General features: G+C 67.9%; 16 protein-coding genes. 10 read left to right on the forward strand and 6 right to left on the reverse strand.

Features of this window, described 5'->3' with window-relative positions; all coding sequences use genetic code 11:
* Positions 1-25 precede the first annotated feature (25 nt).
* Both MFF22_RS15985 and MFF22_RS15990 read left to right on the forward strand, forming a co-directional pair.
* Positions 26-1,342, forward strand: a complete 1,317-nt coding sequence (locus MFF22_RS15985; protein WP_238249974.1) for a flavin monoamine oxidase family protein — start codon at positions 26-28, stop codon at positions 1,340-1,342.
* A gap of 65 nt (positions 1,343-1,407) precedes the next feature.
* Positions 1,408-2,028, forward strand: coding sequence for a cyclic nucleotide-binding domain-containing protein (locus tag MFF22_RS15990; RefSeq protein WP_238249988.1), 621 nt, complete (start codon positions 1,408-1,410; stop codon positions 2,026-2,028).
* Between the two features lie 35 nt (positions 2,029-2,063).
* Here MFF22_RS15990 and MFF22_RS15995 read toward each other — a convergent pair whose 3' ends face one another.
* Positions 2,064-3,062 (reverse strand): 2-hydroxyacid dehydrogenase, encoded by a 999-nt coding sequence (locus tag MFF22_RS15995; RefSeq protein ID WP_238249975.1) that lies wholly within the window; start codon positions 3,060-3,062, stop codon positions 2,064-2,066.
* Positions 3,063-3,254: 192 nt separating this feature from the next.
* Here MFF22_RS15995 and MFF22_RS16000 point away from each other — a divergent pair, with 192 nt between their 5' ends.
* The gene (locus MFF22_RS16000) at positions 3,255-3,806 is read left to right on the forward strand and encodes an SH3 domain-containing protein (protein ID WP_238249976.1); all 552 of its coding nucleotides are present in this window, start codon (positions 3,255-3,257) and stop codon (positions 3,804-3,806) included.
* Positions 3,807-4,123: 317 nt separating this feature from the next.
* On the opposite strand, the gene irr is transcribed toward MFF22_RS16000, so the two are convergent.
* The gene (irr, locus tag MFF22_RS16005) at positions 4,124-4,642 is read right to left on the reverse strand and encodes a Fur family transcriptional regulator Irr (RefSeq protein ID WP_238249977.1); all 519 of its coding nucleotides are present in this window, start codon (positions 4,640-4,642) and stop codon (positions 4,124-4,126) included.
* 190 nt (positions 4,643-4,832) lie between these two features.
* Here irr and fabA point away from each other — a divergent pair, with 190 nt between their 5' ends.
* The 4 genes from fabA (at position 4,833) to MFF22_RS16025 (ending at position 8,378) form a co-directional block, all read left to right on the forward strand.
* Positions 4,833-5,372, forward strand: coding sequence for a 3-hydroxyacyl-[acyl-carrier-protein] dehydratase FabA (gene fabA, locus MFF22_RS16010; RefSeq protein WP_238249978.1), 540 nt, complete (start codon positions 4,833-4,835; stop codon positions 5,370-5,372).
* A 185-nt stretch (positions 5,373-5,557) separates the two neighbouring features.
* Entirely contained in the window at positions 5,558-6,784 is a 1,227-nt protein-coding gene (fabB, locus tag MFF22_RS16015; protein WP_238249979.1) for a beta-ketoacyl-ACP synthase I, read from the forward strand.
* Positions 6,785-6,897: 113 nt separating this feature from the next.
* Positions 6,898-7,728, forward strand: coding sequence for an enoyl-ACP reductase FabI (gene fabI, locus MFF22_RS16020; RefSeq protein WP_238249980.1), 831 nt, complete (start codon positions 6,898-6,900; stop codon positions 7,726-7,728).
* A gap of 407 nt (positions 7,729-8,135) precedes the next feature.
* The gene (locus MFF22_RS16025) at positions 8,136-8,378 is read left to right on the forward strand and encodes a DUF2188 domain-containing protein (protein WP_238249981.1); all 243 of its coding nucleotides are present in this window, start codon (positions 8,136-8,138) and stop codon (positions 8,376-8,378) included.
* 174 nt (positions 8,379-8,552) lie between these two features.
* On the opposite strand, the gene MFF22_RS16030 is transcribed toward MFF22_RS16025, so the two are convergent.
* Entirely contained in the window at positions 8,553-9,434 is an 882-nt protein-coding gene (locus MFF22_RS16030; protein WP_238249982.1) for a methyltransferase domain-containing protein, read from the reverse strand.
* A 146-nt stretch (positions 9,435-9,580) separates the two neighbouring features.
* On the opposite strand from MFF22_RS16030, the gene MFF22_RS16035 reads away from it, so the two are divergent.
* Entirely contained in the window at positions 9,581-9,814 is a 234-nt protein-coding gene (locus MFF22_RS16035) for a hypothetical protein (RefSeq protein WP_238249983.1), read from the forward strand.
* Between the two features lie 80 nt (positions 9,815-9,894).
* Positions 9,895-10,596 carry a ComF family protein gene (locus MFF22_RS16040; RefSeq protein ID WP_238249989.1) on the forward strand — a complete coding sequence of 234 codons (702 nt, stop codon included), beginning with the start codon at positions 9,895-9,897 and terminating at the stop codon, positions 10,594-10,596.
* 4 nt (positions 10,597-10,600) lie between these two features.
* Here the strand turns inward: MFF22_RS16040 and MFF22_RS16045 are convergent, their stop codons facing one another.
* Positions 10,601-11,197 carry a GNAT family N-acetyltransferase gene (locus MFF22_RS16045; protein WP_238249984.1) on the reverse strand — a complete coding sequence of 199 codons (597 nt, stop codon included), beginning with the start codon at positions 11,195-11,197 and terminating at the stop codon, positions 10,601-10,603.
* A gap of 246 nt (positions 11,198-11,443) precedes the next feature.
* Between MFF22_RS16045 and zapE the strand changes: the two genes are divergently transcribed.
* Positions 11,444-12,676 carry a cell division protein ZapE gene (zapE, locus tag MFF22_RS16050; protein WP_370877517.1) on the forward strand — a complete coding sequence of 411 codons (1,233 nt, stop codon included), beginning with the start codon at positions 11,444-11,446 and terminating at the stop codon, positions 12,674-12,676.
* 208 nt (positions 12,677-12,884) lie between these two features.
* Here the strand turns inward: zapE and ubiB are convergent, their stop codons facing one another.
* Together ubiB and MFF22_RS16060 are read right to left on the reverse strand one after the other, a co-directional pair.
* Positions 12,885-14,447: a 2-polyprenylphenol 6-hydroxylase gene (ubiB, locus tag MFF22_RS16055; protein ID WP_238249985.1), complete on the reverse strand. Its 1,563-nt coding sequence runs from the start codon at positions 14,445-14,447 to the stop codon at positions 12,885-12,887.
* 13 nt (positions 14,448-14,460) lie between these two features.
* A partial coding sequence (locus MFF22_RS16060; RefSeq protein ID WP_238249986.1) for a class I SAM-dependent methyltransferase occupies positions 14,461-14,640 on the reverse strand: 180 nt, incomplete at its 5' end.

Genomic DNA, 14,640 nt, shown 5'->3' on the forward strand with positions numbered 1-14,640 from the left:
AGAAGGCGCGGTGATGGTGAGAGCGATGGCAGCCGGATCCCCGGAGACGGCCCATGCCCCCGACTATCGTCCTCCCCTGGGGCCCCTTCCCGAAACACCCGACGTCGTGGTGATCGGAGCCGGGGCGGCGGGCATCGCCGCCGCGCGGACGCTCCTGGCGGCGGGGCTCAAAGTCGCAGTGCTCGAGGCCCGGAACAGGGTCGGCGGCCGGGCCTGGACAGTGGCGTTGCGGGGTCATCCCGTCGATCTCGGGGCCCACTGGCTTCATGCAGGGCCCATCAACCCCCTCGTCGCCCTCGGTCGCGAGCGGGGGGAGCGCCTCCGCCGGGCGCCGCAGCAGGGCCACACCTGGATGGCCGGTCGCCCGGCCTTGGCCACGGAAGCCCGCGCCAGTGCCTTGGCTTTCGACCGGGCCGACCAGGCCATGACGGGGGGAGCCGGCAAAGGCGGCGAAGACCGGCCTGCCGCCAGCGCGCTCCCGGTCGGGCTCGGCCCTTGGGGCGCCCGGGTCGCGCAGGTCCACGGCCTCGTGTCCGGCCGCGCGCTGGAGGAAGTCTCCCTGCACGACTTCCCGAGCATGGAATATGGCGACAACTTCTTCATCGCCGGGGGCTACGGTAACTACCTCGCCCGCCTCGCCGCGGGATTGCCCATTCGCCTATCCGCCCCCGTGCGCCGGATCGACTGGTCGGGGCAGGGCGTGCGAGTCGAAATGGAGGACGGTACGCGCCTCCAGGCGAAAGCAGCCATCGTCACCGTACCGATGATGGTTCTGCGTGATGGGCCGGCCTTCACGCCCCCACTCCCCAATACCGTTAGGGCGGCGATCGACGGCTTCGTCACAGGAATCTACGAGCATGCCGTGCTTCATTGGCCGTCGAGCCCGTTCAAGGGACGCGACCGCCTTGCCGGATTTCACGGCCGCCGCCGCTCGCCCGCCGGCCTGCTGACGCGCATCGACGGAACGCCATTCCACTTCTACGAGCTTGATGTGAATGAAGCTGCGGCCATAGACGCGGCCGGCGGCGGTCCCGATGCGATTCGGCGACACGTCCGCGCAGTGCTGGCCGAACAGGTCGGCCGGGCGCGGGTCAGGGACCTGAGGATCCCCGCCATCAGCGCGTGGCGGCACGACCCCTACGCCCGGGGATCCTGGGCCGTCGTCCCGCCGGGCCACGCCGACGCCCGGATCACCCTGCGCGACGGTATCGGGGGGAAGATCTGGTTTGCCGGCGAAGCCTTGTCCCGGGAGCAGTGGGGCACCGTGGGCGGCGCCTACGAACAGGGCGTCCGGGCGGCGGAGGCCGCCGGGAAAGCGGTTCGGCCTGACGTCCAACCATAAAGCAGCCTTGCCCGGCGCCCCGCAGCCGGGCATTCCCCGCGCCGACGAAGCCTCCGGGGATGGCGATGAACTGGATCGAGGCCATCGGCTATCTCGGCACCGCGCTGACGATTTCGGCCTCCGCCATGAGTACGATGATCCCCCTGCGGATCATTTCCCTGTGCGCGAGCTGCGCCGTCATCACCTACGGCGTCATGATCGGCAGCATTCCTGTCGTGCTGACCGAGTGCATCCAGATCCCCTTCAACGCCTACCGGCTTTGGGAGATGATCAAGCTCGTCCGCGACACCGAGACAGCTGCCGCCGGAAACCTGTCCCTCGAATGGCTGGCGCCTTTCGGGAGCAAGCGTCGGTTCGGGACCGGCGAGACCGTATTCCGCAAGGGCGATCCCGCCGACGAACTCTATTACGTCGAAAGCGGCGTGTTTCTCATCCCCGAGGTGGGCATCGAGATCAAACGAGGCGGCATCGTCGGCGAGTTGGGCCTGCTGTCGCCGGGCAATACGCGCACAGCCTCCCTGGTCTGCATGCAAGCGGGGAGGGCGCTGCGGATCTCTTACTCGGAGGTCAAGCAGCTCTATTACCAGAACCCCGAATTCGGGTTCTACTTCCTCAAGCTCACCAGCGAGCGACTGTTCAACAGCGTCAACGGTAGCGAACGCGTCGCAGCCGGCGACGCGCTCTGAACCGCGCCTCCGCTGTCGAAGGCGCGGAGTGCCGCTTAAAGCATGCTGGGCAGGATGCGATCCGGCGGGCGGTGGCCGTCCATGAAGGTCCGGATGTTGATGATGACCTTCTCGCCCATGTCGATGCGGCTCTCATGGGTCGCCGAACCCATATGCGGCAGCAGCACGACCTTGCCCTGGCGCGCGAGCTTCACGAGGCGGGGGCTCACCGCCGGCTCCTGCTCGAAGACGTCGAGGCCCGCGGCCGACACGTCTCCGGCTTCGATCAATCGCGCGAGGGCGTTCTCGTCGATCACCTCACCGCGGGCGGTGTTCACGACGATCGCCTCCGGCTTCAGCAGCTTCAGCCGCCGGGCGGAGAGCAGGTGATACGTCGCGGGCGTGTGCGGACAATTCACGGACACGATGTCCACCCGTGCGAGCATCTGGTCGAGGGATTCCCAGTAGGTCGCCTCGAGGGCGCCCTCGATCGCCGCAGGGACCCGGCGCCGGTTGTGGTAGTGAACCTGCAAGCCGAAGGCCCGGGCGCGCTTGGCGAGCGCCTGCCCGATGCGGCCCATGCCGACGATCCCCAGGCGCTTGCCGGTGATGCGGCGGCCGAGCATCCAGGTCGGCGACCAGCCGGTCGTCCAGTCGTCGTCGGGGATGATCCGGGCCCCCTCCGCCACCCGCCGGGCGACGGCGAGAATCAGCGCCATCGTCATGTCGGCGGTGTCCTCGGTCAGGACGCCGGGGGTGTTGGTGACGGTGATGCCCCGCTCGAGGGCAACGCCGACATCGATGTGATCGACGCCGTTGCCGAAATTCGCGATGAGCCGAAGGTTCGGACCCGCCTGGGCGAGGAGGGCGGAATCGATCTCGTCCGTCACTGTCGGGACGAGCACGTCGGCTTCCCGCAGGGCGGCGGCCATGGCCTCCGCGCTGAGCGGCGCATCGGTGTCATTGAGGCGGACGTCGAACAATTCGCGCATCCGCGTTTCGACGGCGTCCGGAAGACGTCGCGTCACCACCACGAGCGGCTTGCGCTTCGACACGTCTCACTCCCCCTGGGCCCGCGGGCCGCAAGCATCCATTAACCGGGTTCGGCCAAACAGGATCGGCTTCCGCAACCCGATCCCCGGCTTGTGCCAGCTTCAACGGCCTGTCTAGCAGAGGCCCGGCGGAACACAATCGGAGCCCGGATCCACCGTGGGAGATCCGGCCCGCACGTCATCACCGGAGGGACGATGCTCGCGCTACGCCCGACTCTCATCGCTGCCCTGTTCGCAGCCGCGGCAGCCTGGACCGCGCCGGCTCGCGCCCAGGAGAACGGCGTCGGACCGGTCACGAAACTGCCACTCCCTCGCTATGCCAGCCTGAAGACCGACCGGGTGAACCTCCGCGAGGGCCCTTCCAAGGACCACCGCACCTTGTGGGTCTTCCAGCGGGCTGGGCTGCCCGTGGAGATCATCGGCGAGTTCGAGACCTGGCGCCGCATCCGCGATTCCGAGGGCACCGAAGGTTGGGTGCTGCACTCGCTCCTGTCGGGAAGGCGCACCGCCATCGTCAATGCCGGTGCAGACAAGGATGGGGTGAAGGCCGCGATCCCCCTCCGGGCGAGCGCCGACGATACATCCTCCGACGAAGCCCGCCTCCAGAGCGGGGTCATCGGCAACGTGAAGAAATGTGACGGCACGTGGTGCCGGCTTGTCGTCACCCTGCCGTCGAAGCGGGATGTCGACGGCTACATCCGCCAGAACCGGCTCTGGGGGGTCTACCCGAACGAGAAGGTGGATTAGCACCGCATTCGACGGATGTTCCGCCGTGCGGGAAGGAAACGGGGGGAGCACGATCGTGCCCGACCAACTCCACTCCCATTCTCCCACTCGCTTCCTCATCCTGAGGTGCCGCGAAGCGGCCTCGAAGGAGGGCTCCAGGGATCGGAGAGCTATCTGGAGGCCTCCTACGAGGCCACCGCTTTGCGCCGGCACCTCAGGATGAGGGGGCGGATGAGATTTCTCATTGGCAACGCCGGGCGGGGCGGCCCGCAACTTGCGCTACAAAAAACCCGGCCGAAGCCGGGTTCCGTTCGACGTCCCGCCGTTGAGGCTCGAACTCAGCCCTGCTGCCGGCGGCCGGCGGGACGGCTGCGGCGCAGGCGGACGATCACCTCCACGCCGGCAATTTCCATCCCCTCGGGAGCCTCGGGAAGCGAATCGACCGTGATGCCGCAATCCGGCATGTCGATCACCGCACCCTCTTCCTCAAGGTAGAAGTGGTGATGCTCGGACGGGTTCGTGTCGAAATAGGCCTTCGAGCCATCCAGTGCGAGCTGACGCAGCAGGCCCGCTTCCGTGAACTGGTGAAGGGTGTTGTAGACGGTCGCCAGGGACACCGGCACCTTCGCCCGCATCGCCTCGTCGTAGAGCATTTCGGCCGTCAGATGGCGATCGCCTCGCCCGAAGAGCAGCCAGCCCAGGGACAGGCGCTGCCGGGTCGGGCGCAGGCCCGCACGGCGAAGACGCTCGCGAAGGTCCGAAAGCGGGCAGCCGCGACGACCGGCCCCGTTCGCCTCCGTTTGGAAGGACGGGATGCGACCGCTCAGGACAGCCTGCAGTGGCACAATCTCTGACATTTCGGACTGAACGCTCAACAGGGGGGCAGATAACAAACGCCAGTATACGGAAGGCGACCCGGCGTCGCAACCCGGCGCAGCTTCGCCGTCGAGGCGCTTTGAACGAGACCTCGCCCGTGTTAACCCGCGGCCGGACGTGTCGGCGGTGGGCGCCGGCCCGTCGCTACAGAACGGGAATTGCTGCGCTTTCATGCCGCCTGACGCCGACACCGCGCAATCGCCGGCTCCGAGCCGCCGCTCGAGCTACTCCTACGAGGATCTGTTGGCCTGCGGGCGCGGCGAGCTGTTCGGACCGGGCAACGCGCAATTGCCCCTGCCGCCCATGCTGATGTTCGACCGCATCTCCTCCATCGGTGAAGATGGCGGCGCCCACGGCAAGGGCCATGTCCTGGCCGAGTTCGACATCCGGCCCGATCTCTGGTTCTTCCCCTGCCATTTCCAGGGCGATCCGGTGATGCCGGGCTGCCTCGGGCTCGATGCCCTCTGGCAGCTCGTCGGTTTCCACCTCGGCTGGCTCGGGGCGGCGGGCCGCGGGCGGGCGCTGGGCGTGGGCGAGGTGAAGTTCGCCGATCAGGTCCTGCCGACCATGAAGAAGGTCGTCTACGGCATCGATATCAAGCGCGTGCGCCAGGGCCGGCTTGTCCTCGGTATCGCCGATGGCTGGCTGGAGGCGGACGGCAACCGCATCTACGAGGCGAGCGATCTGCGCGTCGCCCTTTTCCGGGCCTAGGCGGCCTGATATCCGCTGGTCCTTCAGGAAGCGTCACCGGGCCGGATCTGGCCCGGTCCGGTCGAAGTTTCGGGTGGTTCGCGCAACGCCTTGGCATTCGGGCTGTTGAGATTGGACCGGCTACCCCTTAGCTGACCGCAACGCGGCGCGGGAGACCGATGCCGCGACGGAGGTTTGGTCGTTCCATGCGCCGCGTCGTCATCACGGGGATGGGCATCGTCTCGTCCATCGGCAATAACACCCAGGAGGTGCTGGCCTCCCTGCGCGAAGCGCGGTCGGGCATCACCCGGTCCGTGTCATTCGCCGAACACGGTTTCCGCTGCCAGGTCCAGGGCGCGCCGACCCTCGATCCCGAGGCAGTCGTCGACCGCCGTGCCATGCGCTTCCACGGCGGCGGCACGGCCTGGAACCAGGTCGCGATGGAGCAGGCGATCCGCGATGCCGGCCTCGACGAGGGCGACGTCTCCAACGAGCGTACGGGCATCATCATGGGGTCCGGCGGCCCCTCCACCCGTGCCATCGTGGAAGCCGCCGATGTGGCCCGCAGCAAGGGGCCGAAGCGCGTCGGCCCCTTCGCCGTGCCGAAGGCGATGTCGTCGACCGCATCGGCCACGCTCGCCACGTGGTTCAAGATCAAGGGCGTGAATTATTCGATTTCTTCCGCCTGCGCGACGTCGAACCACTGCATCGGCAACGCCGCCGAGATCATCCAGGGCGGTCGGCAGGACATTATCTTCGCCGGCGGCTGCGAGGAGTTGGACTGGACCCTCTCGGTCCTGTTCGACGCCATGGGCGCCATGTCGTCGAAGTTCAACGACGCCCCGGCGCGGGCGTCGCGGGCCTACGATGCGGGCCGCGATGGGTTCGTGATCGCCGGCGGCGCGGGCGTGGTGGTGCTCGAGGAATACGAGCATGCCAAGGCGCGCGGCGCGCGGATCTACGGTGAAGTCGTCGGATACGGCGCCACCTCGGACGGGTACGACATGGTCGCGCCGTCGGGGGAGGGCGCCGTCCGCTGCATGCGGCAGGCCATCGCCGGGCTGAAGGGCGCGACCATCGACTACATCAACCCGCACGCGACCTCGACCCCCGTCGGCGACGACAAGGAAATCGAGGCGATCCGCGAAGTGTTCGGCCGGGGCGATGCTTGCCCGCCGATCGCGGCGACCAAGTCGCTGACCGGTCACTCTCTCGGGGCGACCGGCGTTCAGGAGGCGATCTACAGCCTGCTGATGATGACCAACGGTTTCATCTGCGAGAGTGCGCATATCGATGAGATCGACCCCGCCTTCGCAGACATGCCGATCCTCCGGGCACGGCGGGACAATGCCAAGCTCGGATACGTGCTGTCCAATTCCTTCGGATTCGGCGGCACCAATGCGACGCTCGTCCTGAAGCATATCGACGCCTGACGTCACCGGACACGCCGCCGCGGATTGGACAGGGCTGCGAGCGGCGGGCTAAGGCAAGGACTTGGAGCGGCCCCCGTCACCGGGGGCCGCCTGCCTTCGGAAGACGGTTTCGCATGACGGGTTTGATGGCGGGCCGGCGCGGCCTGATCATGGGCGTAGCCAACGACCATTCGATCGCGTGGGGCATCGCCCAGACGCTTCACGCCCACGGCGCAAGGCTGGCGTTCACCTATCAGGGCGAAGCCCTCGGCCGCCGGGTCACGCCCTTGGCAGCCAAGCTCGACTCCGACGTGGTGCTTCCCTGCGACGTGGAGGATCTGGCCTCCGTCGATGCCACCTTCGCCGCCCTCGACGAGCGCTTCGACGGCCGCCTGGATTTCGTGGTCCACGCCATCGGCTTCTCCGACAAGGCGCAGCTGAAGGGCCGCTACGTCGACGTCACGACCCGCGAAAATTTCGCGCGTACAATGACGATCTCGTGCTTCTCCTTCACGGAGATCGCCCAGCGGGCCGCCAAGCGCATGCCGGAAGGCGGGTCTCTCCTGACCCTCACCTACGGTGGCTCGACACGGGTCATGCCGAATTACAACGTGATGGGCGTGGCCAAGGCGGCTCTCGAAGCCTCCGTGCGCTACCTCGCCTCGGATCTCGGGCCAGATGGGATCCGCGTCAACGCTCTGTCCGCCGGCCCGATGCGGACGCTGGCCGGGGCGGGCATCGCCGACGCACGGCTGATGTTCAACCACCAACGTGCCCATGCTCCCCTGCGCCGTACGGTGACGCTGGAGGATGTCGGCGGCTCGGCCCTCTACCTGCTGTCACCGCTTTCGGGCGGTGTGACCGGCGAGGTCCACTTCGTGGATTCGGGCTACAACATCATTTCGATGCCGCGGCCCGACGTGCTCCAGGCCCAGGACGAAGCGGGCGTGGTCGGCGACCTCTGAGGGACTTATCCCCTCATTCCTGCGGGATGCGTCCGGGCGGCACCGGGCCCTCATCGCGCTCGCGGGACCGCCGTACAGCCCGGTCCGTCCGGGCAGCCCTGACCTGCGCGGGGGAGGGTGGAGCGGAGGGATAGTTGGACGCGAACGGGTTGGCGGGAGCGCCACCCGGCGTTCCACCCAGCAACCGGTCGAAAAAGCCTTCCTCCGCGGTGGCGGGGACGGCGGCGCCGAGCGTCGCGGTGCATGCGATCACAATGAGACAGAGGCAGCGAGGCGGCATGGGCGAGACCTGAACAATCGGACGGCGCTCTTCTTGTGCCTCAATCCGGCGGATCGGAGGCTGCGGAACCGGGCCCGGTCCCCACGGGTTCGGGCAGCGAAGACAGGTTCAGAGTTTCGGAGGCGTCATGTCGGAAGTCACCTATCACATCGTCGAGCACGACGGCGGTTACGCCTACAAGGTTGGCGACGTCTTTTCCGAAACCTTCCCGAGCCGGGAGGAGGCCCTTCAGGCCGCCCAGGCCGCCGCCGCAGAGCAGCAGGTTCCGGGCTCCACCGAGGGGATCCGCTATCAGGATCAGGCCGGCGCGTGGCACGACGAGACGGCGCAAGGCAACGATCGGCCCGTGGCGAAGGTCGAAGAGAACTAGGGTCCCGTCACCTAGTGGGAGTGCTGCCGGGACGCCAATCGCGGTTTCACACCCTCGGCGTCGTAGCGAGCATCGCGAAGCAATCCAGGACAGCGGGACGCCTCAAAAACATGGCGAGTACCTGGATTGCTTCGCTTCGCTCGCAATGACGGGGGCGGCGAGTAAAGACGACCGCTAGGTGCTTTCACCCTTGAGTTCGACTGTCCCGAGGGCGTCGGCTAGGCGCGTCTTGGCGCTGCCGGGTCGGAGCGGCTTCTGTTGGCTCTCGTGGGGCGCCCAGCCCGAGAGCCAGACGATTTCGAAGCTCGCGCGGATGCGGCCATCCGAGTCAGCGAAGCGCTCGCTATAGATCTGGGCCGCCCGCAGCAGGGTGGTCCGACGCGTCGGTGACTTCCGGCGGTCGCTGAGGGCGTTGGTCATGCCCATGGCCCGCAGATCTCGCATCAGCGCGAAGGCGTCGGAGTAACGCACGGTCAGAAGATCCGAATCCACCACGGGCAGGGCGAAGCCCGCCCGCTGGAGCAAGCCCCCGGCCTCGCGGATGGCGACGAAGGGGGCCACGCGGGGGCTTAACCCGCCCTCCAACTCACTCTCTGCCTGCGTCAGGCACTGGCGAAGTTCCGTCAGGGTCGCCCCGCCAAGCAGGCAACCCACGAAGAGCCCATCCGGCCTTAGCGAACGGCGGACCTGCACCAGAACGCCCGGCAGGTCGTTCACCGCCTGAAGCGCCAGGAGTGAGACGACGAGGTCTATGCTGGCCTGCCGGATCGGCACCCATTCGGCATCGCCGACCACCCGATTCTCCCCCCCTTCGACTTGGGGCGACAGGCGGAATCGCTCGGACTCGGGAAAGCGTCGCGCCAGGACCGGTTCGGCTGCCGCAATCGGACTAGAGAGATCGAGGATCCGGCGGAAGTCGCGGAGGACGGCCGCGAGCCGGTCGTTGAGATCCTCCGCGGCGCGTTCGAGCAGAAACCCCGCATAACCGCGTGCTACCGCGCGTGCGAGGTGCCGACGGACCAGAGAGGTGTCGAAAAGCGGATCTGGGGTGCTCATCGCCCGCTGAAATGGCGTATGCAGGCGCCGGATACCACCCGCGAAGACGTGATGGTCGCAGTCCCGTGCCGATGGAACCGGAGGAGGGCGACACGGTTCCTGCCGCGACAGCCAGCTGGCTTACCATAACGTTCGGGAGAAACCTGATGAAGCGTCTGATCCTCGGCTCCGTCATCGCCCTCGCCGCCCTCTCCGCGTCCAGCGCCGCCGACGCGAAGGGGTGCATCAAGGGAGCGATCGTGGGCGGCATCGCCGGTCACTATGCGGGCCACCATGGTTTCGCCGGGGCCGCCGCCGGCTGCGCCATCGGCCGTGCTCGCGCCAACGCCAAGGCCCGTGCCGCCGACCAGCAGGCGATGCAGCCTGCCATGGCGCGCTGAGCGCCTTCGTAGAAAAAACGGGCGGCGCCCTCCGGGGTGTTGCCTCTTTCGGGCGCCGGCTCAAGGGTGCGGCGCTCGCCCTGGTCTATCCGCCGACCTGCGCCGGGTGCGGAACTGCGACCGCCGATGCAGGAGCCCTCTGCCCTGTCTGTTGGTCGGCGCTTCGCCTCATCGAAGAGCCCTTGTGCGAACGCCTCGGCGTTCCGTTCGCTGTGGATCTCGGCGTCGGGCACCTCATCTCGCCAGAGGCCTTTGCCCGGCCCCCGGTCTTCACCCGTTCGCGTGCCGTTGCACTTTATGACGATGTCGCCCGCCGCCTCGTCCACCGTCTGAAATACGAGGATCGGCACGATCTGGCCCTGCCGATGGCGCGTATGATGAGTGCCGCCGGTCGGACCCTGATCGCCGACGCCGATTGCGTCGTCCCCGTGCCACTCCATCGCTGGCGCCTCTGGCGAAGGCGCTTCAATCAGGCAGCCTTGCTGGCCCGGCCCATCGCCGCCACGGCCGCGCTTCCGTTCCTGCCGCAGACACTGGTGCGCCGCCGGCCCACGCGATCACAGGTCGGGTTAAGCCGTACGGGAAGGGCGGAGAACCTGACCGGAGCATTCACGGTGCCGCCGGACTACGCCCATCTACTCGCCGGCCGGCGCGTGCTTCTCGTGGACGACGTCAGGACGACGGGGGCCACGGGCAACGCTGCCGCCCGGGCCCTGATCCGCGGCGGGGCAGCGTCCGTGGACCTGCTCACCTTCGCCCTCGTCGGCGATCCCGTAGGGTAAGGCGTCAGGCGGCGTCCTGCTTGTCCGATTGCGGCAATGTCACCGACAACGTGAAATCGAAGGCTTCGGCGATGCTCTCGTACCAGAGCGACAGGGGAGTCGCCCGGTCGAGGTGGAGCGACCCGTCGGCTTCGAGCCCGTCCCGGCTGAGGGAGGCACCCTGTCGGGCGGCGAGCCGGATCATGGGTCCGTTCCGGGCGAAGCAGCGGACGTGCAGATCGCTGACACCGCGGTTGCGCGCGGCCTGGGTGATGCGGGCGAAGAGCGCCGCACCGAGGCCCTTGCGCCGGAACGGCCGTTCCACGGCGAAGGCGGCCTCGGCGACCGGACCGAGGAAGTAGCTCGAAGACCCGGGCCCACCCGGCCGCAACTCGCCGAGCCCGCGTAGGCTTCCATCGAGGAAGGCGCCGAACATCACACCGCGGGCCGCCATCGCCTGGTCCGCATAGGTGCGGATGCCGGCCTCGCTGACTTGGCCCATGAAACGGTTGGCACGGGTTTCCGCATCGAGGCGGCCGAAATAGTCGAGCACCGCCTGCCGATCGCTCAACCAGAGGCGGCGAACGAATGGCGATGGATCAGATTGCCGAGAATCGGCCATGAACGTCTCCGGTCAGCCGGCGCTTCAGCGCCACGGGATCCGGACGTTCCTCCCGAGAGGCCAGCGATATGGCAGACCGGGGGCTTTTGTGCAATGCAGCACAAACGACGCAGGGCGTGCAAGAACAGACGCTCTCGGGTGAGTGGAACTGCCCCGGGAGACCCCCTTGATTCCGTAGGGCGGCCCGCGGCACACGGGGTTCACGCCCGACACCGCAGGGCGCGGGAAAGGTAAGGGACCGCCTTCGTGAACCAGACATCCGGCGTGACCCGCGGCCCCTCCGCCGAGGCCCGGCGCAGCGCCGTATCACCCGGTCCCGTCCACGACCGATACGAGGCCCTCATCGCGACCGGCGCCATCGAACGCGATTCCGCGCAGGTCGCCGTGGTGCGCGCCCTGGACGGGATCGTCGTTTCGCTGGAGCGGCGCAAGCGGGCGAGCAAGAGCAGCGCCCTGGGTTGGCTTTTCAAACGCAAGGACGAGCCCGAGGTGGTCCGCGGCCTCTACATCTGGGGGTCGGTCGGGCGCGGCAAGACCATGCTGATGGATCTGTTCTACGACGCTGCGACCGGGCCCAAGCGACGTGTGCACTTCCACGGCTTCCTGGCGGATGCGCACGAGCGCATCCACGCCTACCGGCAGGCGCTGAAGCGTGGAGAGGTGAAGGGCGACGACCCGATCGGGCCCGTAGCCGACCAGCTGGCGGATCAGGCGACGCTGCTGTGCTTTGACGAGTTCACCGTCACGGACATCGCCGATGCGATGATCCTGGGGCGGTTGTTCGATCACCTGTTCCGCCGGGGTGTCACGGTGGTGGCGACATCGAATGTCGAGCCGGACAGCCTCTACGAAGGCGGTCTGAACCGGGCGCTGTTCCTCCCCTTCATCGCGGTGCTGAAGGAACGGGTCTCGGTGCTGCGCCTCGACTCACGCACCGATTTCCGACTCGAAAAGCTCGGCGGAGCCGCCGTGTGGCATGTGCCGGCCGATGACACCGCCCGTGCGGCCCTCGATGCGGCCTTCAAAGGACTGACCGGGAGGGCCCGGGGCAGCGAGGGCAGCGTCATGGTTCACGGCCGCGCGGTAGCGGTTCCACAGGAGGCGGGAGGCGTAGCGCGCTTTGCCTTCGACGATCTTTGCCGCCAGCCGCTCGGCGCATCCGATTACATGGCGATCGCGAGGGCCTACCATACCCTGTTGATCGACGGCATCCCGGTGATGGGGGAGGCCGAGCGCAACGAGGCCAAGCGCTTCATCACCCTGATCGACACGCTCTACGACCGCAACGTGAAGCTCGTGGCATCGGCCGAAGCCGAAGCGCAGGATCTCTACAAGGCGACGTCGGGGCGCGAGGCCTTCGAGTTCGATCGGACAGTGTCACGCCTGACCGAGATGCGATCGACAGAGTACATCGGCAAGCCGCACGGCCGGCCGACATCCGAGGCCAGTGGATCGAGCACCGGACTAGTCGAGACGTAAGGGGCGAGGGGTCGGGGGGCAGCCTTAGCGGGTTTTCCAGGAATTAGGGATTGCGTCCTCGCCACGGTCATTGCGAGCGAAGCTAAGCAACCCCGGAGCAAGCGCCACGATGATTGATGTTCCGCGTCCCTGGATTGCTTCGCTTCGCTCGCAATGACGGCGAGGAGGCGACGGTGACGGGGTGATCCACCAGTCCCCATAAGACGCGCTAAAAACCCCGGAACGCGAGGGTCAGCGCTCCGATGGCGATCCCCCACAGGGCGAGGGTCGACCACACCGCCCGGAGGCGCTCATTCCGGGCGAAGCGTTCGAGGCGCTTGGCATCCCCAGTGCCGGCCTCGTCCAGACGGACCAGCACGCGCCTCAGCCGCTGGGCAAGGTCCGGAATGTCGGCGACGACGTCGGAGACGACCCGCAGCGCCTCCGCCCCGCTCTGAAACCGTCCGATGGGCCCGAGATTGTGGGCGATCCACGACCGCACCACCGGCTCCGCTGTCGTCCACATGTCGAGCTGCGGATCGAGCGAGCGGGCGACCCCTTCGACCACGACCATGGTCTTTTGCAGCATCACCAGTTCGGTGCGGGTGCTCATGTCGAACAGGGCGGTGATGTCGAAGAGCAGGGTCAGGACCTTGGCCATCGAGATCTCGTCGGCCCGGCGCTGGTGGATCGGCTCGCCGATGGCGCGGATGGCCTGGGCGAAGTCGTCCACCGAATGGTGGGCCGGCACGTAGCCGGCCTCGAAATGGACCTTGGCCACCCGCCGGTAGTCCCGGGTGATGAAGCCGAGGAGGATTTCCGCGAGGAATCGCCGTTCGTTGGACCCGAGCCGGCCCATGATGCCGAAATCGACCGCGACGAGGCGGCCCTGCGCGTCCACGAACAGGTTCCCCTGGTGCATGTCGGCGTGAAAGAACCCGTCGCGGATCGCCTGCCGCAGGAAGCTCTGGATCACCGCGCGGCCCACGGCACGCGGGTCGTGTCCGGCGGCGATGATGGCGGCCGGTCCGTGCAGCTTGATGCCGTCGATCCACTCCGACGAGAGCACATCCCGGGCGGTCAGCTCCCATTCCGGACGCGGCACCCGGAAGTCCTCGTCGCCTGCGGTGTTCTGCGCCAGTTCCGAGGCGGCGGCGGCCTCCAGCCGGAAGTCCATCTCCATGAGAACAGACCGGGCGAGGATCTCCACGACCTCCCGGGGCCGCAGCCTCTCCGCCTGTGGCGACAGGGCGTGGACCACCCCGGCCATGAAGCGCATGACCTCCAAATCGCGTTTGAAGCCATCGCGGACGCCCGGCCGCATCACCTTCACGGCCAGCGTCCGCTGCGTTCCGTCGGCATCCTGGACCACGGCCTTGTGGACCTGGGCAATGGAGGCTGCGGCGATCGGTTCGCTGAAAGACACGAACAGCGATCCGATGGGCTTGCCGAAGGCCGCCTCCACCACCCGCACCGCCGTGGCCTGCGGGAAGGGCGGGACGCGGTCCTGAAGTTTTTCCAGATCGGCGGCGGCGGCCATCCCGACGATGTCGGGGCGGGTCGCCAGGAATTGGCCAAACTTCACGTAGGACGGGCCGAGCCGGGTCAACGCCGCGGACAGACGCCCGGCCCCATCCCCGAGGCCGGGGCGCTCGAAGGAGCGGCCGATCCGCAGGGCGAGGCGCAGATGCGCCGGCAGTTCGGAGGGGTCCGCGAAGGCCAGCGCGCCCTCGCGGGCGAGCACGAAGCCGACGCGGACGCCGCGGACGAGATTGATGGCGGCGCCGATCACGGGTGGGTCACGCTCAAGAGACCTTCCAGCCGGAATGGATCGCGACGATGCCGCCGGAGAGGGGCCGGTCGGTGACGTGGCGGAAGCCGGCGGATTCGATCATCCCGGCGAAGGCCCCGCGGGTGGGGAACTTGCGGATCGACTCGACGAGGTAGCGATACGAATCGGCGCCCGGGTGGCGGGGGACGCCGAT

Source organism: Methylobacterium persicinum, from assembly GCF_022179525.1.
Classification (GTDB): domain Bacteria; phylum Pseudomonadota; class Alphaproteobacteria; order Rhizobiales; family Beijerinckiaceae; genus Methylobacterium; species Methylobacterium persicinum.